Below are 26,730 nucleotides of genomic sequence, written 5' to 3' on the forward strand. Positions count from 1 at the left end.
GAGCCCCACCTCTCTCACCAACTACTCGGTGGACCAGGGAACTTGGGCCGACCTGTAGTAGTCGATCCCCAGCGCGTCCCACCGCGGCGCCTGCGCAGCGAGCCGCACCTTGTACGTGTCCCAGTCGTGCGTGGACGCGGGCGACCAGCCGAGCTCGGCCGCACCGGGCAGCCGGGGGAAAGCCATGTAGTCGAGGTTCGCCGAGGTCACCAGCGTCTCGCTCCACAGCGGAGCCTCGACACCCTTGACCGCCGAACCGGGCACTCCGGCAAGGTAGTTGCCCGGATCCCAGTCGTAGGCCCGCTGCACCTCCACATAGCCCGCCCAGGTCAGCCCCAGCGGGGTGCCCTTGTTGTACTTCATGTCGAGGTAGGCCCGGTCGGCCGGGGACAGGATCAGCCCGGTGCCGTTCCGTGCCGCCGCCGCGACCTGCTCCTTCTCCGCCGGGTTGGTGCCGTCCAGGCCCCAGTACTGGACCAGGGCCCCGGGCGCCGGGGACGCCCCGGCCAGCTGGTGCCAACCGATCACCGTCTTTCCGTACTTGGCGACGATGGGCTGCACCCGGTCCATGAAGGCCTGGAAGTCGGCGTGCGGCGTGGAGTGCGCCTCGTCGCCACCGATGTGGATGTACTTGCCCGGAGTGATCGCGGCCAGCTCACGGATCACGTCGTCCGCGAAGTCGTACGTGACGTCCTTCGACACGCACAGGGAACTGAAGCCGACGCCGATGCCCGTGTAGAGCGGCGGCGCGACCCCGTCGCAGTTCAGTTCGGCGTACGAGGCGAGCGCGGCGTTGGTGTGCCCCGGCATGTCGATCTCGGGGATGACCTCCAGGTGGCGCGAGGTGGCGTACCGGACGATCTCCTTGTACTGGGCCTTGGTGTAGTAGCCGCCCTGTCCCCCGCCGACCTGCGTCGAGCCGCCGTAGGTGGCGAGCTGCGGCCAGGAGTCGATGGCGATGCGCCAGCCCTGGTCGTCGCTGAGGTGCAGATGCAGCTTGTTGACCTTGTAGAGCGCGACCTCGTCGATGAAGCGCTTGACCTGGTCGACGGTGAAGAAGTGCCGGGCCACGTCGAGCATCGCACCGCGGTAGGCATAGCGCGGGCTGTCCTCGATGGTGCCGCCCGCGACCAGCCAGGGGCCCGGCTGTGTGGAGTCCTTCTCCACGGAGGCCGGAAGCAGTTGGCGCAGGGTCTGTACGCCGTGGAAGAGGCCGGCCGGCGCGGCGGCGGTGATGGTGATGCCGGACCTGCCGCTGTCGAGCCGGTAGCCCTCGGCGCCCAGCTCCTTTGCTCCCAGCCGGAGTTGGATGCCGCCACCGCCGTGCGCCGACGGTGCGACCGGCAGCCGGTATCCCGTGGAGGGCCGCAGGATGTCCGCGAGATACTCGCCGACCTTGCGGACCTCGCGCGAGTCGTCCACGCGGATGCGGGTGTCGGTGGTGATGCGGTACGGGGTTCCGTGAGCGTCGACCGAGACGGGGGCGGGGATCACCTGACCGAGCGGCGTGACGGTCCGGTCGGCCGCGGAGGGTGCCGCGCCGACGACGGAGATGGACGCGGCTGCCACAAGCAGCAGCGTACTGAGAAGACGGGGCGTTCTGTGCTGTCTCACAAGCGCTCCCTTCTAATGGGTATAGACCACTCTCCCGTACGGCCGGTGGAACAATCCCCGGTATGGCGGAAATCATCCAGAAGGACGGCACCTGGATCTTCGACGGTGACGCGCTACGCCTGACTCCCGGGCGCGACAAGAACGTCAGCCTGTTCCGCAGGACTTTGGCTGAACTGAACGTCCCGCTCGGTGCGTTGGCGGGCATCTCCTTCGAACAGGGCAGGAAGACCGGGCGGTTGAGGCTCAGACTGCGCGACGGCGCCGACCCCCTGCTCCAGGCGACCGGCGGCAAACTCACGGAGCCGAACGACCCGTACCAGCTCGCCGTCGAGTCCGACCGCTACGGCGTCGCCGAGTACCTGGTGGACGAGGTCCGGGGCGCACTGCTTCTGGACGAGGTGCCGTCCGGCCCCGTCGACGAATATCTGCTGCCGGGCCCCGCCCTGCCCCTGTCCGTCTCCGCCGGGGACGGCACCGCGAGCTTCGACGGCGAACACGTACGCCTGGAGTGGAACTGGAAGACGGAGGACGCGAAGGCTGCCGCCGGGGGCCGGTCGCTCGCGCTGGGGGACATCACCGGCGTCGAATGGCATCCGTCGGCCGGGCTGGAGAACGGGTGCCTGCGCTTCACCGTGCGCGGTGCGGAGACGAAGGCGCCGCCCAAGTACGACCCGAACTCCGTGGAGTTGTGGGGATTCAAGAAGGATCCGCTGATGGCGCTGGTCGCGGCGGCGGTGCAGGTGCGGTTGCCGCACCCTTCGGCTGCGCTTCTCCCCCCGGAGCCGGTGAAGGAGCTGCCGGCTGCCCCCGAGGCCGACCATGACGCCCTGCTGCGCCGACTGCGGGAGCTCGGCGAGCTGCACAAGTCCGGTGTCCTGACTGACGAGGAGTTCGCGATGGCCAAGCAGGCGGTCCTCAAGAGGATGTGAGGACCGCCTGCCGGAGGGAGGAAGTACGCCCCGCCTTCCGGGCGTACGAACGCCGGCCGAGTGTGGCTAGTCGCGAACAGTTCGCTGGAGGGCGCTACTTGACCCTGCGTGCCACCGTGAAGTTGTCGATCTCTTCGCCCGTCTCGGCGATGCCCCGCACCTTCAGCGTGGCCAGGTGGCCCTTCACCGCCGGCGTCACATCCACCCGCAGGAACGAGTAGTTGACGTAGCGCACGCGGGACCAGGCAACCGTCTCGGCCACGTGGACATTGCCCTTCTCGGCGACGAAGGAGGCCACGGACTCGACGTCCTTCACATGGCCCTCGTACGACTCGTCGGCACTGAACGCGTACAGGCTGCGGCCCGCCGCGCCCGCCGTGACGTACACGATCCCGTCGGTCTCCGGATAGGCGGTGCCGCCGATCGGGAGCTTCTTGGCGACCTCGTTGCCCTTGATGACGTCGGTGCGCTCGTAGACGTGGTTGTGGCCGTTGATCACCAGGTCGACGGTGTACTTGTCGAAGAGCGGTACCCACTCCCGGCGTACGCCGCCCTCGGAGGCGTGCGAGGTCGAGGTGCAGTACGCGCAGTGGTGGAAGAAGATCACGATGAAGTCGATGCCCTGGGCGGCCCGGTACTTCTTGAGCTGGGCCTCCAGCCACTTGGTCTGGGTGCCGCCGGAGATGCCGAGGTTGGCCGGGATCTCCAAGGAGATGTCGTTGGCGTCCAGCGAGATGATCGCCGTGTTGCCGTGCGTGAAGGAGTACACGCCGGGAAGGTTCTTCTTGTCGGGCCCGTTGTCCGGCAGCTGCCAGCGGGCCTCCTCGCCGCCGTAGCCGTTGGGCGAGTACCAGGCCTCCATGTCGTGGTTGCCGTACGCCACCATCCACGGCACCTGCTTGGCGACCGACTCGGTCTGCGCCAGGAACTGGTCCCAGATGCGCGAGTCGAAGCCGGTGTCGGTGGTCGAGCCCGCGCCGGTCGGGTCGGCGTAGCAGATGTCGCCCGCGTGCAGGTGGAAGGCCGGGTTCTGGGCCAGGATCAGGCTGTCGTTGGCGAGACCGTGGTAGCTGACGCCCTGGTCGCCGAAGGCCGTGAAGGTGAACGACTCGGACTTGGCGGGCGCGGTGGTGAAGGTGCCGAGGGTGCCCGCGAGATGCGCGGACGCCGGGTCGAAGCCGTCGTGGCCGACGCCGTAGTAGTACGTCTGGCCGGGGCGCAGGTGCGTGAGCTGCGCGTGCAGGTAGTACTGCGTGTGGTCGGCGCTCGCCCCGACACCGGTCGGGGTGTAGAGGCTGCGCACCTCGGCCCCGATCTTGCGGGAGAGGTCCCAGGGGTGGGCGCCGATGCGGATGTACGGCTTGTTGACGGCGGCCGGGACCTGCCAGGAGACCGTCATCTCGGTCTTCGGGTCGGCGCCGTAGGCGAGGTGACGGCCGAAGGGGGCGACGAGGGCGCCGTTGACCTTCTCGGTGCTGGTGCTGGTGCTGGTGCTCTGGGTCGGTACAGCGGCCTGTGCGACCGCACCCGGCACGAAGGCGCCGCCAGCGACGGCGCCCAGGGTCACGGCGCCGCCTCTGATCATCGTGCGGCGCGAAAACTTGGCGCGGAGGTATTCGTGCTGCTCAGCCATGCTCATGCGCGCGGCGAGCTTCTCCGGTACGCCCATGCGAGGAGTGTCCATGGCTGGAAAAGGTGCCCCGGGCAGCCATCGCTGCGCAGGACGCAGCATGAACAGGCCCCAAACAGGGTCCCATAAGAGTTTCAACAGCCACTTGCCCGAAATCGGGCAGGATTCTTGCGATGGTCGGCGCTTTACCTCAGGATCAACGAGTGCACGACGAACTTGTTGATCATCTGACGCGCTCCTCGCCCCTCAACCGGGGCGAGGCGCTGCGTGTGGTCCAGGACGTGCTCGCCTACTTCGACGAGACGACCGAGGAGTACGTCCGTCGCCGCCACCGCGAGCTCCAGGCGCAGGGCCTGGTGAACGCGACGATCTTCGAACGGATCGAGGCGGACCTGAAATACCGCGCGGTCGCGCCACCGGAGCTCACGCTCAGGCAGCTGCGCCGCATGGTCTACGGCTAGATCATCTACGGCTAGGAAACGTCATCCATGTGCGGAATCGTCGGATACATCGGCAGGCGTGACGTCGCTCCCCTCCTCCTTGAGGGCCTCCAGCGACTGGAGTACCGCGGCTACGACTCGGCGGGCATCGTCGTCACGACGCCCAAGACGGGCGGCCTGAAGATGGTCAAGGCCAAGGGCCGGGTGCGCGATCTGGAGGCCAAGGTCCCCAAGCGCTTCGCCGGCACCACCGGTATCGCCCACACCCGCTGGGCCACCCACGGCGCCCCCTCCGACGTGAACGCCCACCCGCACCTGTCGACCGACGGCAAGGTCGCCGTCGTCCACAACGGCATCATCGACAATGCCTCCGACCTGCGCAAGAAGCTGGAGGCCGACGGCGTCGAGTTCCTCTCCGAGACCGACACCGAGGTCCTCACCCACCTGATCGCCCGCTCGCAGGCCGAGAAGCTGGAGGACAAGGTCCGCGAGGCGCTCCGCGTGATCGAGGGCACGTACGGCATCGCGGTCCTGCACGCCGACTTCCCCGAGCGCATCGTGGTGGCCCGCAACGGCTCCCCGGTCGTCCTCGGCATCGGCGAGAAGGAGATGTTCGTCGCCTCGGACATCGCCGCCCTGGTCACCCACACACGCCAGATAGTGACCCTGGACGACGGCGAGATGGCCACCCTCAAGGCCGACGACTTCCGCACGTACACCACCGAGGGCACCCGTACGACGTCCGAGCCGACCACCGTGGAGTGGGAGGCCGCCTCGTACGACATGGGCGGCCACGACACCTACATGCACAAGGAGATCTTCGAGCAGGCCGAGGCCGTGGACCGCGTGCTGCGCGGCCGCATCGACGACCGCTTCTCCACCGTGCACCTCGGCGGCCTCAACCTGGACGCCCGCGAGGCGCGCCAGATCCGCCGCGTGAAGATCCTCGGCTGCGGCACCTCGTACCACGCGGGCATGATCGGCGCCCAGATGATCGAGGAGCTGGCCCGCATCCCCGCGGACGCCGAACCGGCCTCGGAGTTCCGCTACCGCAACGCGGTGGTCGACCCCGACACGCTGTACGTCGCGGTCTCCCAGTCCGGTGAGACGTACGACGTCCTCGCCGCCGTCCAGGAGCTGAAGCGCAAGGGCGCGCGGGTCCTCGGCGTGGTGAACGTGGTGGGCAGCGCCATCGCCCGCGAGGCCGACGGCGGCATGTACGTCCACGCAGGACCCGAGGTCTGCGTCGTCTCGACCAAGTGCTTCACCAACACCACGGTCGCCTTCGCGCTGCTCGCGCTGCATCTGGGCCGCACCCGCGACCTGTCGGTGCGCGACGGCAAGCGGATCATCGAGGGTCTGCGCAGGCTGCCCGGCCAGATCACCGAGATCCTCGACCGGGAGGACGAGATCAAGAAGCTGGCCGAGCAGTACGCCGAGGCCCGCTCGATGCTCTTCATCGGCCGTGTCCGGGGCTACCCGGTGGCCCGTGAGGCCTCCCTGAAGCTCAAGGAGGTCTCGTACATCCACGCCGAGGCCTATCCGGCCTCCGAGCTGAAGCACGGCCCGCTGGCGCTCATCGAGCCCGCTCTCCCGACGGTCGCCATCGTCCCGAACGACGACCTCCTGGAGAAGAACCGCGCAGCCCTGGAGGAGATCAAGGCCCGCAGCGGCAGGATCCTCGCGGTCGCGCACCAGGAGCAGGAGAAGGCCGACCAGACGATCGTCGTCCCGAAGAACGAGGACGAACTGGACCCCATCCTCATGGGCATCCCCCTCCAACTCCTCGCCTACCACACGGCATTGGCCCTGGGCCGGGACATCGACAAGCCGCGGAACCTCGCGAAGTCGGTGACGGTGGAGTAGCCCCTTCAGGGGCGCGGGGCTGTGACATCTTGCGGCTCCGCCGCGTGGGCGCGAGCAACCCCTATAATCCGCAGCCGAAAACACCAAGAACGGGCCCCTGCGCGTGCCACCAGCACACAGGGACCCGTTCTTTTCAGGAGCCGGGGCCGCCCAATTACCCCGGGCCCGCGCCGACTTCGGCCGGTGGCCGTCACTCCCCGGCCGGCGGCGCGACCGATATATTCCCTTCACAAGCGCACAAACACATCTACGCGCGAGTAGATTTGCACGGCTTTCCACCCAGCGGCGAAAGGGAGTTGACCGGCCCCGCCGCTCATCCCACCTGGGAGGACGGCGAGTTGCCAAACGGCAACGACAGGGTTTGCCCGGCACTCAGGGGATGACGACAACCGGGCGCTGCGCGCGCTTGGCGAGCCGGCCCGCGACCGAGCCGAAGATGCGCCCGACGATGCCGTGCGTGGAGCCGACGACGATCGCGTCCGCCTCGTACTCCCGCCCCACCTCTTCGAGTTCGTGGCAGATGTCGCCGCCACGCTCGACAAGGATCCAGGGGACTTCGGCCAGATACTCGGCGCAGGCGAGTTCGAGCCCGAGCAACTCGGTGCGGTGGTCCGGCACATCGACGAAGACCGGGGGCTCGCAGCCCGCCCACACGGTGGTGGGCAGCCGGTTGGCGACGTGAACGATGATCAGCCCGGAGCCGGAGCGATGGGCCATGCCGATCGCGTAGGCGAGGGCACGCTCGCTGGACGTCGAACCGTCGAAACCGACGACGACGCCGTGCTTGAAGGCGGGATCGCAGGACTGGCGGAGTTCTTCCGCCGCCAGAGGCTCGGCCGCCGTGGGATCGGCGAGCGGGCGCTGGCGGTCCGCGGGATCGAAGTATTCGTGACCGGCCATGGGTATCTCGGCGTTTGGATCCTCGTGGTGGGACGACGACAACAACGTGCGGCAGAGCAGTGTCCGGGAATCATCTTCCCAACCCCATACCCCCAAGGGTACGGCGGCACTCCTCCTCTGCCCAGATCCCGCGTGCGCTACGCGGCGTTCATCGGAGCATGCATGAGGAGACGCCCGTAACGCAATGGTTGCTGCTCCGTACAGGCGGTTTGCACAGGGTTCACCCAGGCGCGCCGCACAGTGACCTGCCGCTCGACCACGCGTTGAACTGTTCGGCCGCCGTCAGGCAGAGCAATGGAGTACTGGATACGTACGAGGGAGCACACTGTGCCCGGACCCGAGACCGCGTCCCGCCCCGCCCCCCGAGGGCATGCCGCGGCACCCGCCGTCCCGGACACGGCGAGCGACGTGGTGCGCTGGGCGGCCTTCAGCTGTGTATTGGTCCCCGTGGTTCTCGTCTGGTACGGCACCTCACTCGCCGGCGCGGCCGGTACGGCGCTGGGCCTGGCGGCCGTGACCGCGGCCTGCCGGGTGCTGTTGCGCCAGTCCGAGCGTGGCGCGGCGCAGCTGCTCGCCGAGGAACGCGCCCCGGCCCGCGGGCGGCACGGCGGGCACGGGATTCCGGCCTCGCGTGCGGCGACGGTCCCGAACGGGGTTCCGGCCTCCCGCGGAGCGGAAGGCATGAGCGGCCCGCAGGGCAGGAGTGGCGTGGGGGCGCACAGGGGCGGTCGGCACGGCGGGGGGAACAGGCCGGTCGACTGACCGGTTTACGCGCACGCGCCCACTTCTTTTCAGCCAACTTCTGCGCATGGCTCGTTCCTTGGTCGAACGACCCCTCACCCCCCGTTCGACCTGCAATGAAAGGACCGCAGACGGCTCGCGCACCCTACGTGGATTGGCCACTGGCACGAGGCGTACTTCCCTGCACGGCCCACGAGTGCAACGCTTCGTGATCGAATGCTTCACGCCAAGTTGCCTTGTCGACATTCTGTTGAGTATCGAACTGGTCACCTTGGCGCCACGGGACACAGTAGATTCGATCTTGACGTCTTACGGCGGGGGACTCGTGCAGGACCGAGGGGAAACGTGCAGGAGCGACACAACCGAGGAGCCGCGACCACCGAGGGGGGCTTAGCAGGATGAGCCACGACTCCACTGCCGCGCCGGAAGCCGCGGCCCGGAAACTTTCCGGGCGACGCCGCAAGGAGATCGTTGCGGTGCTGCTGTTCAGCGGCGGCCCCATCTTCGAGAGTTCCATACCACTGTCGGTGTTCGGGATCGACCGCCAGGACGCCGGCGTGCCGCGTTATCGCCTCTTGGTGAGCGCGGGCGAGGAAGGCCCACTGCGGACCACAGGGGGCCTGGAACTCACCGCGCCACATGGCCTGGAAGCGATCTCGCGGGCAGGCACGGTGGTCGTGCCCGCCTGGCGGTCGATCACCTCGCCGCCACCGGAGGAGGCGCTCGACGCACTGCGCCGTGCGCACGAGGAGGGTGCCCGCATAGTCGGGCTGTGCACCGGTGCCTTCGTGCTGGCCGCGGCGGGTCTGCTGGACGGCCGTCCAGCGACCACCCACTGGATGTACGCGCCGACACTGGCGAAGCGCTACCCGTCCGTCCACGTCGATCCACGAGAACTCTTCGTGGACGACGGAGACGTACTGACATCGGCGGGTACGGCGGCCGGAATCGACCTCTGTCTGCACATCGTGCGGACGGACCACGGCAACGAGGCGGCCGGCGCGCTGGCCCGTCGTCTGGTGGTCCCGCCGCGCCGCAGCGGCGGGCAGGAGCGCTATCTCGACAGGTCTCTGCCTGAGGAGATCGGCGCCGACCCCCTCGCGGAGGTCGTCGCCTGGGCGCTGGAGCACCTGCACGAGCAGTTCGACGTGGAGACGCTGGCGGCACGGGCGTACATGAGCCGGCGTACCTTCGACCGCCGTTTCCGGTCGCTCACCGGGAGCGCTCCCCTGCAGTGGCTGATCACGCAGCGGGTGCTCCAGGCGCAGCGTCTCCTGGAGACGTCGGACTACTCGGTCGACGAGGTGGCGGGCCGCTGTGGCTTCCGTTCGCCGGTCGCGTTGCGGGGCCATTTCCGGCGCCAGCTCGGCTCGTCGCCCGCGGCGTACCGGGCCGCGTACCGGGCCCGTCGTCCGCAGACCGCCGACCGGTCGTCGGACACGGACGGCGCCTCGGGTCCGGCAGGACCGCCACCGGCCATCCACCAGGAGAGCCCGGTCCCGATGCAGACCCGTCGAACGGCGGCCGCCGGCATCGTCGGTGCGTCGGCGTCCATGTCGACGGACTCGGGCAAGGCCGGCGCGGAGCTGTACGCGGCGGGGCGGGCAAGCCTTCCGGGGCAGCGCAGCGCCCAGTAGGTTCCACCATTTCCACCATTTCCACCAATCGCACCGTTCTCAACGGGCGGGGGCCCTCGGGTCCCCGCCCGTGCCGCACGCACGGGCGGTTCACCTGGGCGTAGTGGGCCGTAGGGTGAGACACATGAACGATCGCATGGTGTGGATCGACTGCGAGATGACCGGCCTCTCGCTGTCGGATGACGCGCTCATCGAGGTGGCCGCGCTGGTCACCGACTCTGAGCTGAACGTACTCGGTGAAGGCGTGGACATCGTGATCCGGCCACCGGACGCGGCGCTGGAAACGATGCCGGACGTGGTGCGGACCATGCACACGAAATCCGGCCTCCTCTCCGAGCTGGCCGCGGGCACGACCCTGGCGGACGCCGAGGCACAGGTCCTCTCCTACGTGCGTGAGCACGTCAAGGAACCGGGCAAGGCCCCGCTGTGCGGAAACTCGGTGGGCACGGACCGGGGATTCCTCCTCCGTGACATGTCGACCCTTGAGGAGTACCTCCACTACCGCATTGTGGACGTCTCCTCCATCAAGGAGCTGGCCCGCCGCTGGTTCCCCCGGGCGTACTTCAACAGCCCGGACAAGAACGGCAACCACCGCGCCCTGGCGGACATCCGGGAGTCCATCGTCGAGCTTCGCTACTACCGCGAGGCGATCTTCGTCCCGCAGCCCGGCCCCGACTCGGAGACCGCCCGCGCCATCGCCGCGAAGCACGCCCTGCCCATCGAATAGAAGCCGAATAGAACCGGCCAGTCCCTTCAGAACCGGACAGACCTTTGCCGGGGAACGGGAAAGACCACTGCCGGCGAACCGGAAAGACCTTTGTCGGGGCCCTGTCGGGCCCCCACAAAAGCCGGGCGCGAGCACCCCTTCGGACCCTGTACACTTTTTCTCGGCCGGTCAGAGAAACCAGAACCGGTCATGGTGGGTGTAGCTCAGCTGGTAGAGCACCTGGTTGTGGTCCAGGATGCCGCGGGTTCAAGTCCCGTCACTCACCCTGAATGATCAAGGCCCGACCTGGGAGAACAGGTCGGGCCTTGATCGCGTTCGGCCGCTGGGAACAAAGCGGGAACACCGTCGCCTCACGGAAGACGTCGTCGAGATCGCCTGGGTGGTCGGTACGCCCTGGCAGGGGCGTGGCTTCGCCGTTGAAGCGGCGCGCAGGCTGGTTGGCTGGCTCGGGCGGCAGTCCCACATCCGTACCGTCGTCGCCCACATCCACCCCGGCCACCGGGCCTCCGCGGCCGTCGCAACCGCGGCAGGGCTGACGCCGACCGACCGCTGCCGGGACGGCAAGGTCCGGTGGGAGCTGTCGCTGTGGCAGTAACCTCACGCGTCCCGGGTCGGGCTGGCGGCGCGCCACTCGGCGGCGAAGGTGTGGACGTTCTCGAAGCGGGCGTCGGGGTCGGCGTCCGTGGCGCGTCCGATCACCGCCAACTGCTGCGGTGTGCCTCGCCAGGCGCGTTCCTCGTCACCGGCGTCGAGGAGGAGCCGGGCGGCGCGGCCCAGGGTGAACACGGTCGTACGGGTGTCGATCACGGCCCCGCGTACGAACTCCTCGGGCGCCATGTACCGCCGGGAGCCCGGCAGTCGGTCCTCCTCGACCACGAAGGGACCCGGCCGGTACTCGTCGAGGTCGACCAGGTGGGTCACGTCGCCGGCGAAGTCGTAGAGCAGCGCGCCGTCGTAGAAGTCGACCGCGATCTGGCCGGCGGACTCGACCGCGAGGTGGGCGTCGAGGACCCGGTCGAAGGCCCTGAGGACGCGGTCGGTGGGGAGGGCGCGGAAGCGGGCCATCGGGCTGTCCGGGCTCGTACGGCCGCCAGGCCCGCCGAGAGTGGAGTGGTACAGCACCTCGCCGTCCCGCCAGGGCATCACCACCGCCCAGCTCTGCCGTACGGCGATCCGGTGGACCTGCGGGACGATCGCCCGGTGCCGCACCGTCCGGTGGAACGCCCAGCCGCGCTCCAGTGACCGCCGCGCGTCATCGGTGGCCGCCTCCTTGACGAACCAGCGCGCGCCGTCGAGCAGTTGCACCCCGTACGACACGCACCCCGAGTCCTGCTCGCGGAACGCCTGGAACACCTCGCCCACCCGGCCCAGATAGGGCTCCACAGCAGGCACTTCGTCGACTCCGAGCAGGGGATGCAGAACCATGCCGTCAGACTGCCTCACCGAACCGCGCCCCCGCTGCCCTTCGGCGACGGCCACGCCGACCGGAACAGGGCCCGGTGATGGGCCGCGTCACGAAGACGCCCGAGCCACCAGCTCCGTGGGCAGGACGACCTGTCGTTTCTCCAGCTCACGGGAGACCGCCGGGCGGCGGTCCGCGATCTCGTCGAGGAGGAGGTCGATCATCGCGCGGCCCATCAGTTCGATGGGCTGGCGAACGCTGGTGAGAGGGGGGTCCATGTGGCGGGCGATGGCGGAGTCGTCGTAGCCGACGAGGGCCACGTCGTCGGGTATGCGGCGGCCCTCCTCGCGCAGGATCTGGCGCGCGCCGGCGGCCATGACGTCGGAGCCGGCGAAGACCGCGTCCAGGGTGGGGCAGCGGGAGAGGAGTTCCGTCATCGCTCGGCGGCCGCCCTCCTCGGTGAAGTCGCCGGGGACGATCAGCCGGTCGTCGGGCTTCCGGCCGGCCTCGCGCAGGCCCTCGCGGTAGCCGTCGACGCGGCGCTGGGCGCCGTAGACGTCCAGCCGGCCGGCGAGGTGGACGATCGTGCGGCGCCCCTGGGCGACCAGGTGCTCGACGGCCGCGCGACCCCCGCCGTAGTTGTCCGAGTCGACGGACGGCAGGGTCTCCTCGGCCGAGCGGCGACCGCTGATCACCGAGGGGATCTCCAGCTGGGTGAGGAGATCGGGGAGCGGGTCGTCCGCGTGGACCGAGACCAGGAGGACACCGTCCACACGGTGTGCGGCCAGGTACTGGGCGAGGCGTTGGCGCTCGCGGTCACTGCCCGCGAAGATCAGCAGGAGCTGCATCTCGGTGTCGGACAGCGCCGCTCCGACCCCGCGCAGCATGTCCGAGAAGTACGGCTCGGCGAAGAAGCGGGTCTCGGGCTCGGGGACGACGAGGGCGATCGCGTCGGTGCGGTTGGCCGCGAGGGCGCGGGCCGCCGTATTGGGGACGTAGCCGAGTTCCGCGACCGCGGCCTCGACGGCGGCGCGGGTCGCGTCGCTGACCCGTGGGGAGCCGTTGATCACCCGGGACACCGTCCCGCGGCCCACTCCGGCCCGCACGGCGACCTCCTCAAGGGTCGGCCGCCCGCCACTCCGGCCCCGCGCTCCGTGGCCTGCCATGGTCGCCTCCCGTCACACCGCGGATCACTCCGCGACTGGCCTGGAATCTAACAGCCCTGTTCATGAACCCGAGCCCGGTACGGGCGTCGCCCGCGCCACGGGCCCGTCCAAGGAACCTCGCTCCGGCCCGATTTGGTTCCGCCCGTCGACGTTGGCTAACGGGCGGATAACTGAACGCGGCTCTCCGCGTCCGCTCCCTTGACACCCCTGCGCGAACCGGCGACTCTTCAACACATCACTTGTGGGAGCGCTCCCACGGTACCTGACACATACACATCCCGCACGTTCCCCGCCCGAGCCGCAGCGTGAACAAACGGGCCCAACAATGCAGTTGGCCGGGGGGTCGGCACGTCAGGGCAACAGGAGGACGCAATGCGAGCACGTACCCTCCCCCACTCTCGGCAGCGCTCGAGCGGGGGGATTCCCATCGCCCGCAAGGTGGTGGTCATGGCGACCGTCGCCACGCTGGGCGCCGGTCTGCTGGCCGGCTGTGCCGACGACGGCGACGACAGCTCCGGTTCGTCGTCGGACGGCGGTGGCGGCAAGACCAAGATCACGCTCGGCCTCTTCGGCACCGCCGGCTTCGAGGAATCCGGCCTGTACAAGGAGTACGAGAAGCTCCACCCGGACATCGACATCCAGCAGACGGTAGTGGAGCGCAACGAGAACTACTACCCGGCGCTCGTCAACCACCTCACCACCGGCAGCGGCCTCCAGGACATCCAGATGGTCGAAGTCGGCAACATCGCCGAGATCGTCGAGACCCAGGCGTCCAAGCTGCTCGACCTGTCGAAGTACGGCAAGGAGAGCGACTACCTCGACTGGAAGTGGAAGCAGGCCACCACCAAGGACGGGCAGACGATCGGGGTCGGCACCGACATCGGACCCATGGCCATCTGCTACCGCAAGGACCTGTTCGAGACGGCCGGCCTGCCCACCGACCCCGAGGAAGTCGCCAAGCTGTGGACGGGCAGCTGGGACAAGTTCGTGGACGTCGGCAAGCAGTACCAGGCAAAGGCGCCCAAGGGCACCACCTTCCTCGACTCCCCCGGCGGTCTGCTCCAGGCGATCCTCAGCGGTGAGACCGAGCGGTTCTACGACTCCGCCGGCGAGGTCATCTACAAGACGAACCCGGCCGTGAAGTCCGCCTTCGACCTCACCGCGCAGGCCGCCGAGGACGGGCTGATCGGCAACCAGACGCAGTTCCAGCCCGCCTGGGACACAACGATCGCCAACAGCAAGTTCGCCGCGATGTCCTGCCCGCCGTGGATGCTCGGCTACATCAAGGGCAAGTCGAAGCCCGACGCGGCCGGCAAGTGGGACATCGCCCAGGCGCCCAAGTCCGGCAACTGGGGCGGCTCCTTCCTGACCGTCCCCAAGGCCGGCAAGAAGACCGAGGAGGCCGCGAAGCTGGCCGCCTGGCTGACCGCGCCCGCGCAGCAGGCCAAGCTGTTCGCCGTGCAGGGCAGCTTCCCGAGCACCCCGGCGGCGTACGACTCGGCCGCGGTGAAGGACGCGAAGAACGACATGACGGGTACCGCGCCGATCGGCACGATCTTCGCCGAGGCCGCCAAGAACATCCCGGTCCAGACGATCGGCCCGAAGGACCAGATCATCCAGCAGGGGCTGACCGACAACGGCGTGGTTCTCGTGACCCAGGGCAAGTCTGCCGAAGAGGCCTGGAAGAACGCCGTGAAGACCATCGACAACAACCTGGAGAAGTGACCGGTATGGCCGCCCGGCACGACACCGCCGCGCCCCCCGAGAAGGAGGGGGGCGCGGCCCCGGCCGACCGGACCCCGTCAACTGCGCCCGCGGAGGCGGACGTTCGGCGCCGGGCCCGGCTCTCCCGCCGATGGCAGCGGGACATGCGCTGGAGCCCGTACGCCTTCGTCTCGCCGTTCTTCCTGCTCTTCCTCGCCTTCGGCCTCTTCCCGCTGATCTACACCGGCTGGGCCTCGCTGCACACGGTGGAGCTGACGGCGCCCACCGACATGGACTGGGTGGGACTGCGCAACTACACCCGGATCTTCGACGACGACTTCTTCTGGAACGCGGCGAAGAACACCCTGACCATCGGGATCATCTCCACCGTCCCGCAGCTGATGATGGCGATGGGCCTCGCCCACATCCTCAACTACAAGCTGCGCGGCTCGACTTTCTACCGGGTCGCGATGCTGGCGCCGTACGCCACGTCGATCGCCGCCGCCTCGCTCGTGTTCGTGCTGCTCTTCGGCCGCGACTACGGCATGATCAACTGGGCGCTGGACGCCGTCGGGTTCGACCACATCGACTGGCAGAACGACAAGTGGCCGTCTCAGATAGCCGTTTCATCGATCATCATCTGGCGCTGGACCGGCTACAACGCGCTGATCTATCTGGCGGCGATGCAGGCCATCCCGCAGGACCTGTACGAGTCGGCGGCGCTGGACGGCGCCTCACGCTGGAAGCAGTTCCTGCACGTCACCCTGCCGTCGCTGCGTCCGACGATCCTGTTCACCGTCGTCGTCTCGACGATCGGCGCCAGCCAGGTGTTCGGCGAGCCGCTCCTCTTCGACGCCAACAAGGGTGCGTCCGGCGGCGCTCAGCACCAGTTCCAGACGCTCGGCCTCTATCTGTACGAGCAGGGCTGGGTGAACCAGCACCTGGGCCGGGCCTCCGCCATCGCCTGGACCATGTTCTTGATCCTCATCGTGATCGGGATCGTCAACTACGTCATCTCGCGCCGGCTGCGCGCCAGTAGCTGAGCCGGCAGATAGGAGTACCGGCCGTGACAATGACGGTTAAGGAGAACCGGCCGTGACGACGACCCTGACGCCCCCGTCCGACCCCGTGAAGGAACCGCCCAAGCGTGTCCGGCGCCCCAAGTCGGCCCGCGCGGGCGGGCAGTTGCACGGCGGCCCGATCGCGTACGCCGTGCTCGTGCTGTTCACCATCGGCTCGCTCTTCCCGCTGGTGTGGACGGCGATCGCCGCCTCGCGCGACAACAACCGGCTGGCGCAGACACCGCCGCCGTTCTGGTTCGGCTCGGGCCTGTTCGACAAGCTCGAACTCGCCTGGAAAGACGCCAACTTGGGCGAGGCGATGCTCAACACCACGATCGTGGCCGGGATTTCGGCGGTCACCGTCGTCGTGCTGTCCACGATCGCCGGGTTCGCCTTCGCCAAGCTGCGCTTCAAGGGCCGTAACGCCATGATGCTGATCATCATCGGCACCATGATGATTCCGCCCCAGCTCAGCGTGATCCCGCTGTACATGATGGTCGCCAAGCTCGACTGGACCGACCAGCTCCAGGCGGTGATCTTTCCGTCGCTTGTGAGTGCCTTCGGCGTCTTCTTCATGCGGCAGTACCTGATCCAGGCGCTGCCGAACGAGCTGATCGAGGCGGCCCGGGTGGACGGCGCGAGCAGCTGGCGGGTGATCTGGCACGTGGTGTTCCCGGCCGCGCGCCCCGCGATGGCCGTCCTCGGCATGCTCATCTTCGTCCAGACGTGGAACGACTTCCTGTGGCCGTTCCTGGTGCTGACCCAGATGGGCAACCCGACGGTGCAGGTGGCGGTCGCGGGCCTCGGCCGCGGCTTCACCCCCGACCAGTCCCTGATCATGGCGGGCGCACTGCTCGGCACCCTGCCGCTGCTCCTTGTCTTCGCGCTCTTCGGCAAGCAGATCGTTGGCGGCATCATGCAGGGCGCCGTCAAGGGCTGACGCCTGTACGGGGCCGAGCCACCGCCGTCTCGGCCCCCTCCCTCCTCCCCCTCTTAACTGTCGGTCTCCACGACCTGACCTCTCATGGGAGCGCTTCCATGCCTGAGCCTGTGACGCCTGTGACCTTTCCTCCCGCCTTCCTCTGGGGCGCGGCGACCTCCGCGTACCAGATCGAGGGGGCGGTACGGGAGGACGGCCGCACGCCCTCGATCTGGGACACCTTCAGCCATACGCCGGGCAGGACGGCGGGCGGCGAGACCGGTGACGTGGCCGTCGACCACTACCACCGCTACCGCGACGACGTGGCCCTGATGGCGGACCTGGGCCTGACCGCGTACCGCTTCTCGGTCTCCTGGTCCCGGGTCCAGCCGACAGGCCGCGGCCCCGCGGTCCAGCGCGGCCTGGACTTCTACCGCCGCCTGGTGGACGAGCTGCTCGCGCACGGCATCAAGCCGGCCGTCACCCTCTACCACTGGGACCTTCCGCAGGAGCTGGAGGACTCGGGCGGCTGGCCCGCGCGCGACACCGCGCTGCGGTTCGCCGAGTACGCGCAGATCGTGGGCGAGGCACTGGGCGACCGCGTAGAGCAGTGGATCACTCTCAACGAGCCCTGGTGCAGCGCCTTTCTGGGGTACGGCTCCGGAGTGCACGCTCCCGGCCGCACGGACCCGGCGGCATCGCTGAAGGCCGCCCACCACCTGAACCTGGCGCACGGCCTCGGCACTTCGGCCCTGCGCGCCGCGATGCCCCACCGCAACACGATCGCGGTGAGCCTCAACTCCTCGGTCGTCAGGCCGGTTTCACAGAACCCGGCCGACCTGTCGGCGGCGCGCCGCATCGACGACCTCGCCAACGGGGTCTTCCACGGGCCGATACTGCACGGGTCGTACCCGCAGAGCCTGTTCGCGGCGACGGCGTCCATCACGGACTGGTCGTACGTCCTGGACGGCGATCTCGCCCTGATCAAACAGCCGTTGGACGGGCTCGGCCTCAACTACTACACCCCGACGCTTGTTTCAGCCGCGACCACCGTGCCGGACAGCCCGCGAATCGACGGCCACGGCACGAGTTCGTACTCCCCCTGGCCGGGCGCGGACGACGTCGCCTTCCACCAGACGCCCGGCGAGCGTACGGAGATGGGCTGGACGATCGACCCGACGGGCCTGCACGACCTGATCATGCGGTACTCCCGCGAGGCCCCCGGCCTGCCGCTCTACATCACCGAGAACGGCGCCGCCTACGACGACAAGCCGGACCCCGACGGCCGCGTCCACGACCCCGAGCGGATCGCCTACCTGCACGGCCACCTGTCGGCCGTACGCCACGCCATCACCGACGGCGCCGACGTCCGCGGCTACTACCTCTGGTCCCTGATGGACAACTTCGAGTGGTCGTACGGCTACGGGAAGCGCTTCGGGGCGGTGTACGTGGACTACGCGACCTTGGCGCGTACGCCGAAGTCGAGCGCGCGGTGGTACGGGGAGGCGGCACGGACGGGAGTACTGCCGGGGGTGGCCATCGAGTAGGGCTTCGGCCGGGGAGAACGGGGGAGACGGGGGGCGGGGCGCGGCACGGTGAGGGGAGTGCCGCGCCCTACGGCTTTTGAGTGCGCGTCGAGTGGTCAGCGCGGTGGGCCCACGATGATCTGGCCGTACGTGTCGGCTGCTTCGGCCAGGAGGTCGGGGGAGATCTGAAAACCGTCGGGCCGGGGTGTCGTCAGGTCGCGTCCGGCGTGCCGGAACATGCCCTCGATGCCGGCGGGGGTGCAGATCATCAGCAGATCGGCGGTGTCGGAGGTGATCCGGTAGCCGTGCGGGACGTTCTTGGGCAGGAAGACGATGCCGCCCTCGGACAGCTCCATCTCCTGGTCGTCGGACCAGATCAGCGCGCTGCCCTTGAGCAGCATGAAGACCTCGTCCTCACGGGTGTGCAGGTGGTACGGCGGCGCCTCACCCTTGGCGACGGTGAACCGTCCGACCGTCAACTGCCCGTCGGTGGCCGCGCTGTCCAGGAGTACGGCGAAGACGCCGCCGTCGAGCCATTCGAGCTTCTGTTGCTGCTGGGGCTGTGCGAGGTACGCCATGCTCATGGCGAGGTCCCTTCAAGGTGAGCCGGCCAGAGGTGACCAGGGCCGGTCCCTGCATTCTCGCCCCCACCCGTCCCGTCCATCGCCGGCCGTCAGCCGCGCACATGCAACCCGAAACCAGTGCGGCCCGCGGGCTCCAGTCCCTCCTTGAGGTGCAGCGAGGGGATCTCGTAGTCACCGAAGTTCTGCCGCCGGAACGCGATCGGTTCGGTCGACTCCAGGGTGAGCAGGCGCTGTTCCCAGGCCTTGGCGACGTCCGGGTAGTCCTCGCCGGTAAGCCGGTCGACGCCGTACAGCACGAACGGCGGCAGCACCTCCATGCCCGGGAAGTAGAGGATGCCGTGGTGGATCGGGAACAGCAGATCGTCGATGGGGCCGTTGATCCCGCGGGCGGCGTAGTGCGACTCCGGGCCGCCGGTGGTCACCGACAGCAGAGCCTTCCTGCCCACGAGGGTGCCTTCGCCGAAGCGCTCGCCGTACTTGGTGTCGCTGTGCTCGCCGACGCCGTAAGCGAAGTGGTAGGTGAACACCCGGTCCACCCATCCTTTGAGGATCGCGGGCATCGTGTACCACCACAGCGGGAACTGGAAGATGACCGTGTCCGCCCAGAGCAGCTTCTCCTGCTCGGCGCGGACGTCCGGGGTGAGCGTCCCGGCGTCGAAGGCCCGGCCCGAGTCCGGGGCGACCTTCAGCGGACTTGAGGCGTCGGGGCCGTAGTCCGCGGCGTCCACGACCGCCTTCCAGTTCATCGCGTACAGATCGCTCACCCGTACCTCGTGCCCGGCGGTCTCCAATGTGGACACCGCGAGGTCCTTCAGCGAGCCGTTGAGCGACGTCGGCTCCGGGTGGGCATGGACGATCAGCGTCTTCATGGGAACTCCCTCGGATCAGGTGCCTGCGGGGCAGGTGCCTACGGATCAGGTGCCTTCGATACTGGGCGCCGCGGCGCCCAGCGTTCAGGGGCGCCTCTTCCGTAGGACGGGACTTCCTGGTATCGGACTTCCTGGTATCGGACTTCCTGGTATCGGCAGGACCACCTTCACAGGCGCCACCGCGGCCATACTGAGGACATGGACGATCTCGCGGGCTTCCTGCGGACCCGGCGTTCCCGGGTCGATCCGGCGGCCGTCGGCATCCCCACCGACAGCCGCCGCCGGGTCGAAGGTCTGCGCCGCGAAGAGGTCGCGCACCTGTCCGGAGTCAGCGTCGACTACTACGTTCGCCTGGAGCAGGGCCGCGCGACCCAGCCCTCCCAGCAGGTCCTCGACGCGCTCGCCCGCGTCCTCGGCCTCGACGAGACCGAACGCGACCACCTCTGCCGGCTCACCCAGCAGCGCCGCCGCCCCGCGAAGGCACCGAGCGGGCGGGTCCGGCCGGAGCTGCTGCGCGTCCTCGACCTGGTCACCGACGCACCCGCGCTGATCATGGACCACCGCCTGGACGTGCTCGCCGGGAACCGCCTCGCCTGGCTCCTCTACGGCCGGCCGCTGCCGGGCCTGAACACCGCCCGGCACATCTTCCTGGAGGAGGCCGAGCGCGGCCTCTACGCGGACTGGGAGACCTGCACCCTCGACGTGGTCGGGCACCTGCGCCTGGCCGCCGGCAAGTACCCCGAGGATCCGCGCCTTGCCTCGCTCATCGGCGAGTTGGCGATGGGCAGCGAGCGCTTCCGCCGACTGTGGGCCCGTGCGGACGTACGCGCCCGCACCCACGGACGCAAGGCGTACCGGCACCCGCTGGTCGGCCTGCTGGAACTGCACCAGGAGAACTTCGCGCTCCCGGACGAGTCGGACATGGAACTGCTGGTCCTGTCCGCGGCCCCCGGCAGCCCCGCCGAGGACAGCCTGCGCCTCCTGGCGGGCCTGGGCGCGGACAGCGGTGCCGCGCATCCCACCGTGAACGCTCAGGTCCGCGAGTAGCTCAACGCCGCCCACCCATCGCTGTGAACACCCACGTCCTACGCCCCCACGTCCCCACGGACTCGCTGGAGCCCCGCGCGCCCCGACCGGATGGGGGGAAGTGCCGGCCGGGACGCGTACCCCCGTGCAGAGGGGGCTAGTTGAAGGCGCCGAAGGCCTTTGAGAAGGCGTTCGCGCCTTGGACGATCGAGCTGCACGTGGCGTCGGCGAAGTTCTTCGCGCCGCCCGGGCACTGCTTGTCGCGGGTGGCGGACCACATGGAGAGCCAGCCGATGCCCTTGGACTTGGCGAAGGCGACCAGCTGCGTGGCGTCCTCGACCTTGAAGATCTCCGTCGTCACGTCGTTGACACCGATCATCGGGGTGATCGCGACCGCCTTCCAGGCCGCGCTGTCGGAGAGCCCGAGGACACTCTTGACCTGCGCCTGCGTCGCGGTGGCCGCCTGCTCGGCGTACACACCCATGTCACCGCTGTACGCGGGGCCGTAGTCCATCGCCATGATGTTGACGGTGTCGATGGAGACGCCGTTCGTCTTGGCGTTGGACAGCAGGTTCACGCCGTCCTGGGTGAGGCCCTCGGGCATCACCGGCAGCGTGAACGACACGTCCAGCGACGGGTGTTGCTGCTGGAGCTGCGCGATGGCCTTCGCGCGAATCGTGTTCGCCGCCGTGTTCGGCAGCGCGCCGCCCTCCACGTCGAAATCGACCTTCGTGAGGTCGTACGCGTCCACGACCTTGTTGTACGCCGTTGCCAGCGCGTCGGCCGAGGAGCAGGCCGTGGCCAGCTCCGAGCCGGAGGCGCCGCCGAACGAGACGCGGACATCGCCGCCCTTCGCCCGCAGGGCACCGATCTGCGCCGCGACCGCGTCACTCGCCAGGTCCGTCACACCGCCCCACTTGGGCGTGCAGCCACCGCCGTCCGTGATGAAGGCGAGGTTGTACTCCTTCACGCCGGTGGCCGTGGCACTTGCGACCAGGTCGAAGGCGGGGTAGAGGGATGTGTCGACGTAGGGCGCGAAGCCGGCGCTCGCGGTGGTGCCGCCGCTGGAGGTCTCGGAGGGGGTGGCGGTCGGCGTGGAGGTCTGCGAAGCGGTAGCAGTCGGGGTGGGTGTCGCGGTCGGCGGCGCCGATTCCGTCGGGCGGCCGCTCGGTTCCGGCGTCGCGCCGTCGTCCACCGAACACTTGGCGCCGTCGATGAGACAGCCCGTCGGGTTCGCGGAGCCGTTCACGACGAACCCGACGGTGACGGACTCACCGGCCGCCAGGCCGTCCTTGTCCCAGGCCGGCGGCTTCACCGTGACGTGCTGCCCGCTCACCTTGGACTCGCCGTTCCACAGCGAGCTGAGTGCGGCGCCGGACGGCAGGTCGAACTCCAGCGTCCAGTCCCCCTTCGCCTGGCCGGTGTCGTTCGTGATGACGTACTGCGCGGTGTAGCCGGTCGCCCAGTCACTGGTCTTGGTGTACGCGGCTCCGACGTCGGCCGCCTGCGCGGTCCCGGAGAACAGGAAGGCGCCACCGCCGACCACGGCCGCGGCGACCACGCCGCCTATCGCCTTGTTCCTGCCACTGATCTTGCGCCGGTGCTGCGTACTGCTCATCGCGTTGTGCCTGCCTTCGCGGTTTCACGGGGAGTGGGTGCGGCAGCACGCTAGCGGCCCGGAATCGGGCAAACCGCTTCATCCGGACGGGGGTTGGCGATCTTAGGGTGCGCTTAAGGAAGGCATCGGGAGCGGTTAAAGGTCGAGACCAATTTCCGCGACACGGAGTCGACCGCGGAGACTCCCACGGAGCAAGTGAACGAACATGTTCGTCAAGAACTTGTTCGTAGCAAACATGTTCGTTACTCTGGAGGACATGGCAGCCCATCACCCCGATACGCCGAGCGGTCGCAGCCGCCGTGAGCGCCCGGCCAAACCGGCCCTGACACGGGACGGCATTGTCGCCACCGCCGTCGAGATCACGCGCACCGAGGGCCTGCAGAAGGTCACCATGCGGCGGCTGGCACAGGAGCTGGACACCGGCCCGGCCTCGCTGTACGTGTACGTCCGCAACACCGCGGAGCTGCACGCGGCCGTCCTGGACGAGCTCCTGGGAACCGTCGAGTCACCCCCGGCCGACGACGGCGACTGGCGCGAGCGCCTGGAGAAGGTCCTCACCTCCTACACCGGGGTGCTGTTCGAGTACCGGGGCCTCGCCCAGTCCGCTCTGGTGGCCCGCCCCAGCGGAGAGCACTACCTGAACCTCGTCGAGAGGCTGCTGGCCCTGCTGGACGAGGGCGGCGTGCCGCCAGGACAGGCGGCCTGGGGCGTGGACCTGCTGCTGCAGGTCGCCACCGCGACCGCGGCCGAGCACGCCGTCCAGGACCGGGCCGTCGGAGCCCAGGACGACTGGGACGCCCTCGCCCACGCCCTTCAGAACGCTTCCAGCGACACCCACCCGCGCATCGCATCGCTCGCCGACGAGCTCCTGGCAGGCGCACCGCAAGCACGTATGACCTGGGGCTTCCAGATGCTGATCAACGGCATCCTGCACACCCCTACCCCCACCTCGACATAAGGAGCACGACCATGACTACGACCACTCACCACCCCGTAGCCGTCATCGGCGCCGGGCTCGGCGGCCTCACCCTCGCCCGCGTCCTGCACGTCCACGGCATCGAGGCCGCCCTCTTCGACCTGGACGCCTCGCCGACCGCCCGCGCGCAGGGCGGCATGCTCGACATCCACGAGGAATCCGGTCAGGCCGCCCTGCGCGCCGCCGGCCTCCACGAGGGTTTCCGCGCCCTCATCCATCCCGGCGGCGAGGCCATGCGCGTCCTCGACCAGCACTCCGTCGTCCGTATGAAGCAGGACGACGAGGGCGACGGCGACCGCCCCGAGGTCGAGCGCGGCCAACTGCGCGACCTGCTGCTCGGCTCGCTGCCCGAGGGCACGGTCCGCTGGGGCGCGAAGGTCACCGGGGCGCGCCCGCTCGGCGACGGCCGCCACGAGGTGACGCTCGCCGACGGCTCCGCCTTCACCACCGACCTGCTGATCGGCGCCGACGGAGCCTGGTCCCGGATCCGCCCACTGGTCTCCGACGCCGCCCCCGTCTACTCCGGCCTGTCCTTCGTCGAGGCGGACCTGCGCGACGCCGACACCCGCCACCCCGACAGCGCCGGCATCGTCGGCGGCGGGATGTTCATGGCCCTCGGCGCGGGCAAGGGCTTCCTGGCCCACCGCGAGCCCGACGGCAGCCTGCACGTCTACACCGCGCTCAAGGTGCCCGAGGAGTGGATCGACGGCATCGACTTCACCGACACCGGCCTGGCCAAGGCTGCCGTCCTCGATCAATTCGCCGGCTGGGACGAGAGCTTGCGGGCGCTGGTAGCCGACGCGGACAGCGCGCTGGTCCCCCGCCGGATCCACACCCTGCCCGTCGGCCACCGCTGGGACCGCGTCCCCGGCGTCACTCTCCTCGGCGACGCCGCCCATCTGATGTCACCGTTCGCCGGCGAGGGCGCCAACCTCGCCATGCTCGACGGAGCCGAACTCGGCACCGCCCTCGCCGCGCACCCCGGCGACACCGAAGCCGCCCTCGCCGCCTACGAGCAGGCGCTGTTCCCGCGCAGCGAGGCCTCCGCGGCCGAGTCCGCCGAGAACCTGGTCGTCTGCTTCCGCGACGACGCACCTCAGGGCCTGCTCGACCTCTTCGCCGGCTACCAGGCCCAGGCGGAAGCCCAGGCCCAAGCCAAGCCGGGAGCCCAGCCCGAGGCCTAGGCGGAGGCCCAGGTCGAGGCCGGCGGAGGCCCAGGTCCGGGCCCGGACGGAAGCCCAGGTCGAGGCCCAAGCAGAAGCCCAGGCAAGCTGACCCGCCCGGTCGGCCCGGAAGAGCGTCAGCCCACACCCACCCCGCGCCGACGACGCCGTACAGACCCCCGATGCCCGCGCCGAACCGGCGCGCGCCCGTCCAGCTGGATCCAGATCCGCACCTCCGTCCCCCCGAGCATGGACGAACCGATCCGCACATCCCCGCCCGTCGACTCCGCGAGCCGTCGCACGATGTCCAGGCCGAGCCCCGTCGAGCCGTCGCTCCCGGACCCGCGGCCGCGTGCCATCGCCGCCTCCGGGTCCATGATCCCGGGACCCGCGTCCGACACCAGTACGATCACGGCGTCCTCGCTGTTGTGCACGTCGACCGCGAAGGCGGTGCCCTCCGGGGTGTGCCGGAAGACATTGCCGAGCAGCGCGTCGAGGGAGGCCACGAGGTCGGCGCGGGCGACCGGTACGCGTACCGGCCGGTCCACGCCCGCGACCCGCACCTTGCGGCCCTCGTCCTCCGCGAGCGCCGACCAGAAGTCCATCCGCTCGCGCACGACCTCGGACGCGTCGCACCCTGCGACGACACCTATCGCGGCCGTCTGCGGCTTGGCCTCCCGGGCCGTCCGGATGATCGTGTCGACCTCGCGCTCCAATTGCGCGACGGCCGCCCGGGTCTGCTCGGCGGCCGGCCCATCGCCCAGCGAGGCCGTGTTGAGCCGCAGCACGGTCAGCGGGGTACGTAGCCGGTGCGAGAGGTCGGCGGCCAACTCCCTTTCGTTGGCGAGCAGTTGCACGACCTGATCGGCCATCGAGTTGAACGCGACCGCCGCGAGGCGCAGCTCGGTCGGCCCCTCCTCGGGCACCCGCGCCCCCAGCTTGCCCTCGCCCAACTCGTGCGCGCTCTCGACCAGTCGCTGCGCGGGCTGCACCATCCGCACACCCAGCCGGTCGGCCACCGCGACCGAGCCGACGATGAGCGCGACGCCGACCGCGGCGAGCACCGCCCAGGCCGTGCCGATCCCATTGCTGACCTCGGACTCGGGGACGTACACCTCGACGACGGCGATCTCGCCGGAGCTCAGTGCGACGGGCTGGAGCAGGGTGGAGCCGCCGGGGACCTCGGTGGTGGAGGCGCGGCCCAGCTTCCGGGTCATGGTGATGTCCTCGTCGGCGGCGCGCTGCTTGCCGATCTCGACCGCGGCCGCGCCGTCGGCGGCCGGTATGTGCACGGCCATGCCCTGGTCCGAACCCGCGGAGGCGACGACCCGCTCCAACTGGTCCCGGTCGGTGGTGATGGAGAGCGCGGGCGCGATCGCCGCGGCCTCCCGCTCGGCGTTCGAGAACGCCCGGTCCCTGGCCATCTCCTTGATGACAAGGCCCAGTGGCACCGCGAAGGCCACCACGACCATCGTGGTCACCGCCACACACACCTTGACCAGCGCCCACCTCATGACGCCCACCCCCCGACCGGCACCCGGCTCATAGCGGCGGCTCCAGTTTCACGCCGACACCCCGCAGGGTGTGCAGATAGCGCGGCCGGGCCGCCGTCTCGCCCAACTTCCGCCGCAGCCAGGACAGATGGACGTCAATGGTCTGATCGTCCCCGTACGCCTGCTGCCACACCTCGGCGAGCAGTTCCTTGCGCGCCACGACGACACCGGGCCGCCCGGCCAGGAAGGCGAGCAGGTCGAACTCACGCCGGGTGAGATCCAGCCGTACGCCGTCCAACTCGGCCTGGCGGCGCAACGGGTCGATGGCGAGCCCGCCGACCCGGATGACCGACGACGGAGGCGCGTCCCCCGCGGGCACCCGGGCTCGGCGCAGGACGGCCGCCATCCGCGCCGACAAGTGCTCGACCGAGAACGGCTTGGTCAGATAGTCGTCCGCGCCGTCGTTCAACAGCCGGACGATCTCCGTCTCGTCGTCCCGCGCGGTGGCGATGATCACCGGGACGTCGGTGATTCCGCGCAGCATCTTCAGCGCCTCGGCCCCGTCCAGATCGGGCAGACCGAGGTCGAGGATCACGACGTCGAAGGAGAAATGGGCGACCTCGCGCAGCGCCTCAAGGGCGGTGCCGACGCTGCGCACGGTGTGCGCGGCATCGGTCAGATGCCGGATGAGGGCTGAGCGTACGAACTGGTCGTCCTCGACCACGAGCACACTTGCCAT

23 protein-coding genes, 1 tRNA gene and 1 pseudogene are annotated in these 26,730 nt (G+C 69.4%); 15 read left to right on the top strand and 10 right to left on the bottom strand.

All coding sequences use genetic code 11. The features are described from left to right. Nucleotides 1–21: 21 nt before the first annotated feature. Entirely contained in the window at nt 22–1,569 is a 1,548-nt protein-coding gene (locus AB0N66_RS20455; protein WP_365436687.1) for a beta-N-acetylhexosaminidase, read from the bottom strand. Nucleotides 1,570–1,676: 107 nt separating this feature from the next. Between AB0N66_RS20455 and AB0N66_RS20460 the strand changes: the two genes are divergently transcribed. Next, entirely contained in the window at nt 1,677–2,543 is an 867-nt protein-coding gene (locus AB0N66_RS20460) for a DUF4429 domain-containing protein (RefSeq protein WP_365436690.1), read from the top strand. 94 nt (nt 2,544–2,637) lie between these two features. On the opposite strand, the gene AB0N66_RS20465 is transcribed toward AB0N66_RS20460, so the two are convergent. Continuing rightward, entirely contained in the window at nt 2,638–4,212 is a 1,575-nt protein-coding gene (locus tag AB0N66_RS20465) for a metallophosphoesterase family protein (protein WP_365436834.1), read from the bottom strand. Nucleotides 4,213–4,376: 164 nt separating this feature from the next. Here AB0N66_RS20465 and AB0N66_RS20470 point away from each other — a divergent pair, with 164 nt between their 5' ends. Beyond that, a complete protein-coding gene (locus AB0N66_RS20470; protein ID WP_365436693.1) occupies nt 4,377–4,634 on the top strand; it encodes a hypothetical protein in 258 nt (85 codons plus the stop codon). Between the two features lie 27 nt (nt 4,635–4,661). Further along, nucleotides 4,662–6,479, top strand: coding sequence for a glutamine--fructose-6-phosphate transaminase (isomerizing) (gene glmS / locus AB0N66_RS20475; RefSeq protein WP_365436696.1), 1,818 nt, complete (start codon nt 4,662–4,664; stop codon nt 6,477–6,479). A 372-nt stretch (nt 6,480–6,851) separates the two neighbouring features. On the opposite strand, the gene AB0N66_RS20480 is transcribed toward glmS, so the two are convergent. Then, a complete protein-coding gene (locus AB0N66_RS20480) occupies nt 6,852–7,379 on the bottom strand; it encodes a universal stress protein (protein ID WP_365436699.1) in 528 nt (175 codons plus the stop codon). Nucleotides 7,380–7,787: 408 nt separating this feature from the next. On the opposite strand from AB0N66_RS20480, the gene AB0N66_RS20485 reads away from it, so the two are divergent. From AB0N66_RS20485 to AB0N66_RS20505, 5 genes and pseudogenes are all read left to right on the top strand, one after another. Further along, nucleotides 7,788–8,141: a hypothetical protein gene (locus tag AB0N66_RS20485; RefSeq protein ID WP_365436837.1), complete on the top strand. Its 354-nt coding sequence runs from the start codon at nt 7,788–7,790 to the stop codon at nt 8,139–8,141. 377 nt (nt 8,142–8,518) lie between these two features. Further along, complete coding sequence (locus tag AB0N66_RS20490) at nt 8,519–9,757, top strand: helix-turn-helix domain-containing protein (RefSeq protein WP_365436702.1); 1,239 nt, start codon at nt 8,519–8,521, stop codon at nt 9,755–9,757. Between the two features lie 124 nt (nt 9,758–9,881). Continuing rightward, complete coding sequence (gene orn / locus AB0N66_RS20495; RefSeq protein ID WP_365436705.1) at nt 9,882–10,484, top strand: oligoribonuclease; 603 nt, start codon at nt 9,882–9,884, stop codon at nt 10,482–10,484. Nucleotides 10,485–10,676: 192 nt separating this feature from the next. Continuing rightward, nucleotides 10,677–10,749, top strand: a tRNA-His gene (locus tag AB0N66_RS20500). Nucleotides 10,750–10,839: 90 nt separating this feature from the next. Continuing rightward, nucleotides 10,840–11,079: pseudogene (locus AB0N66_RS20505) on the top strand (GNAT family N-acetyltransferase); the annotation flags it as partial. Nucleotides 11,080–11,081: 2 nt separating this feature from the next. On the opposite strand, the gene AB0N66_RS20510 reads toward AB0N66_RS20505, so the two are convergent. Continuing rightward, nucleotides 11,082–11,909, bottom strand: a complete 828-nt coding sequence (locus tag AB0N66_RS20510) for a serine/threonine protein kinase (RefSeq protein ID WP_365436708.1) — start codon at nt 11,907–11,909, stop codon at nt 11,082–11,084. Between the two features lie 87 nt (nt 11,910–11,996). Beyond that, nucleotides 11,997–13,052, bottom strand: a complete 1,056-nt coding sequence (locus AB0N66_RS20515) for a LacI family DNA-binding transcriptional regulator (protein ID WP_365436711.1) — start codon at nt 13,050–13,052, stop codon at nt 11,997–11,999. Between the two features lie 372 nt (nt 13,053–13,424). Between AB0N66_RS20515 and AB0N66_RS20520 the strand changes: the two genes are divergently transcribed. The 4 genes from AB0N66_RS20520 (at nt 13,425) to AB0N66_RS20535 (ending at nt 18,283) form a co-directional block, all read left to right on the top strand. After that, a complete protein-coding gene (locus tag AB0N66_RS20520) occupies nt 13,425–14,777 on the top strand; it encodes an extracellular solute-binding protein (RefSeq protein WP_365436714.1) in 1,353 nt (450 codons plus the stop codon). 5 nt (nt 14,778–14,782) lie between these two features. Further along, a complete protein-coding gene (locus AB0N66_RS20525; protein ID WP_365436840.1) occupies nt 14,783–15,799 on the top strand; it encodes a sugar ABC transporter permease in 1,017 nt (338 codons plus the stop codon). 52 nt (nt 15,800–15,851) lie between these two features. Beyond that, nucleotides 15,852–16,757 (top strand): carbohydrate ABC transporter permease, encoded by a 906-nt coding sequence (locus tag AB0N66_RS20530; protein WP_365436717.1) that lies wholly within the window; start codon nt 15,852–15,854, stop codon nt 16,755–16,757. A 98-nt stretch (nt 16,758–16,855) separates the two neighbouring features. Further along, nucleotides 16,856–18,283 carry a GH1 family beta-glucosidase gene (locus AB0N66_RS20535; protein ID WP_365436720.1) on the top strand — a complete coding sequence of 476 codons (1,428 nt, stop codon included), beginning with the start codon at nt 16,856–16,858 and terminating at the stop codon, nt 18,281–18,283. A 95-nt stretch (nt 18,284–18,378) separates the two neighbouring features. On the opposite strand, the gene AB0N66_RS20540 is transcribed toward AB0N66_RS20535, so the two are convergent. Beyond that, nucleotides 18,379–18,846: a cupin domain-containing protein gene (locus AB0N66_RS20540; RefSeq protein WP_365436723.1), complete on the bottom strand. Its 468-nt coding sequence runs from the start codon at nt 18,844–18,846 to the stop codon at nt 18,379–18,381. 89 nt (nt 18,847–18,935) lie between these two features. Then, complete coding sequence (locus tag AB0N66_RS20545; RefSeq protein WP_365436726.1) at nt 18,936–19,715, bottom strand: NAD(P)H-dependent oxidoreductase; 780 nt, start codon at nt 19,713–19,715, stop codon at nt 18,936–18,938. 198 nt (nt 19,716–19,913) lie between these two features. Between AB0N66_RS20545 and AB0N66_RS20550 the strand changes: the two genes are divergently transcribed. Further along, entirely contained in the window at nt 19,914–20,762 is an 849-nt protein-coding gene (locus AB0N66_RS20550; protein ID WP_365436729.1) for a helix-turn-helix transcriptional regulator, read from the top strand. 136 nt (nt 20,763–20,898) lie between these two features. Here the strand turns inward: AB0N66_RS20550 and AB0N66_RS20555 are convergent, their stop codons facing one another. Continuing rightward, nucleotides 20,899–22,359: a cellulose binding domain-containing protein gene (locus AB0N66_RS20555; RefSeq protein ID WP_365436732.1), complete on the bottom strand. Its 1,461-nt coding sequence runs from the start codon at nt 22,357–22,359 to the stop codon at nt 20,899–20,901. A 256-nt stretch (nt 22,360–22,615) separates the two neighbouring features. Here AB0N66_RS20555 and AB0N66_RS20560 point away from each other — a divergent pair, with 256 nt between their 5' ends. Continuing rightward, nucleotides 22,616–23,317: a TetR/AcrR family transcriptional regulator C-terminal domain-containing protein gene (locus tag AB0N66_RS20560; RefSeq protein WP_365436735.1), complete on the top strand. Its 702-nt coding sequence runs from the start codon at nt 22,616–22,618 to the stop codon at nt 23,315–23,317. An 11-nt stretch (nt 23,318–23,328) separates the two neighbouring features. Continuing rightward, the gene (locus tag AB0N66_RS20565) at nt 23,329–24,519 is read left to right on the top strand and encodes an NAD(P)/FAD-dependent oxidoreductase (protein ID WP_365436738.1); all 1,191 of its coding nucleotides are present in this window, start codon (nt 23,329–23,331) and stop codon (nt 24,517–24,519) included. A gap of 116 nt (nt 24,520–24,635) precedes the next feature. Here AB0N66_RS20565 and AB0N66_RS20570 read toward each other — a convergent pair whose 3' ends face one another. Further along, nucleotides 24,636–26,012 (bottom strand): HAMP domain-containing sensor histidine kinase, encoded by a 1,377-nt coding sequence (locus tag AB0N66_RS20570; RefSeq protein WP_365436741.1) that lies wholly within the window; start codon nt 26,010–26,012, stop codon nt 24,636–24,638. A 28-nt stretch (nt 26,013–26,040) separates the two neighbouring features. Next, a complete protein-coding gene (locus AB0N66_RS20575; RefSeq protein WP_365436744.1) occupies nt 26,041–26,730 on the bottom strand; it encodes a response regulator transcription factor in 690 nt (229 codons plus the stop codon).

It is taken from the genome of Streptomyces sp. NPDC093544 (genome assembly GCF_040683495.1).
Classification (GTDB): domain Bacteria; phylum Actinomycetota; class Actinomycetes; order Streptomycetales; family Streptomycetaceae; genus Streptomyces.

Bases quoted from the DNA above. Each gene is read 5' to 3' on its own strand.
- AB0N66_RS20460 (WP_365436690.1), top strand. From the start codon at position 1,677: ATGGCGGAAATCATCCAGAAGGACGGCACCTGGATCTTCGACGGTGAC.
- AB0N66_RS20465 (WP_365436834.1), bottom strand. From the start codon at position 4,212: ATGGGCGTACCGGAGAAGCTCGCCGCGCGCATGAGCATGGCTGAGCAG.
- glmS (WP_365436696.1), top strand. From the start codon at position 4,662: ATGTGCGGAATCGTCGGATACATCGGCAGGCGTGACGTCGCTCCCCTC.
- AB0N66_RS20480 (WP_365436699.1), bottom strand. From the start codon at position 7,379: ATGGCCGGTCACGAATACTTCGATCCCGCGGACCGCCAGCGCCCGCTC.
- AB0N66_RS20490 (WP_365436702.1), top strand. From the start codon at position 8,519: ATGAGCCACGACTCCACTGCCGCGCCGGAAGCCGCGGCCCGGAAACTT.
- orn (WP_365436705.1), top strand. From the start codon at position 9,882: ATGAACGATCGCATGGTGTGGATCGACTGCGAGATGACCGGCCTCTCG.
- AB0N66_RS20510 (WP_365436708.1), bottom strand. From the start codon at position 11,909: ATGGTTCTGCATCCCCTGCTCGGAGTCGACGAAGTGCCTGCTGTGGAG.
- AB0N66_RS20515 (WP_365436711.1), bottom strand. From the start codon at position 13,052: ATGGCAGGCCACGGAGCGCGGGGCCGGAGTGGCGGGCGGCCGACCCTT.
- AB0N66_RS20520 (WP_365436714.1), top strand. From the start codon at position 13,425: ATGCGAGCACGTACCCTCCCCCACTCTCGGCAGCGCTCGAGCGGGGGG.
- AB0N66_RS20525 (WP_365436840.1), top strand. From the start codon at position 14,783: ATGGCCGCCCGGCACGACACCGCCGCGCCCCCCGAGAAGGAGGGGGGC.
- AB0N66_RS20535 (WP_365436720.1), top strand. From the start codon at position 16,856: ATGCCTGAGCCTGTGACGCCTGTGACCTTTCCTCCCGCCTTCCTCTGG.
- AB0N66_RS20540 (WP_365436723.1), bottom strand. From the start codon at position 18,846: ATGAGCATGGCGTACCTCGCACAGCCCCAGCAGCAACAGAAGCTCGAA.
- AB0N66_RS20545 (WP_365436726.1), bottom strand. From the start codon at position 19,715: ATGAAGACGCTGATCGTCCATGCCCACCCGGAGCCGACGTCGCTCAAC.
- AB0N66_RS20550 (WP_365436729.1), top strand. From the start codon at position 19,914: ATGGACGATCTCGCGGGCTTCCTGCGGACCCGGCGTTCCCGGGTCGAT.
- AB0N66_RS20555 (WP_365436732.1), bottom strand. From the start codon at position 22,359: ATGAGCAGTACGCAGCACCGGCGCAAGATCAGTGGCAGGAACAAGGCG.
- AB0N66_RS20560 (WP_365436735.1), top strand. From the start codon at position 22,616: ATGGCAGCCCATCACCCCGATACGCCGAGCGGTCGCAGCCGCCGTGAG.
- AB0N66_RS20565 (WP_365436738.1), top strand. From the start codon at position 23,329: ATGACTACGACCACTCACCACCCCGTAGCCGTCATCGGCGCCGGGCTC.
- AB0N66_RS20570 (WP_365436741.1), bottom strand. From the start codon at position 26,012: ATGAGGTGGGCGCTGGTCAAGGTGTGTGTGGCGGTGACCACGATGGTC.
- AB0N66_RS20575 (WP_365436744.1), bottom strand. From the start codon at position 26,730: ATGGCAAGTGTGCTCGTGGTCGAGGACGACCAGTTCGTACGCTCAGCC.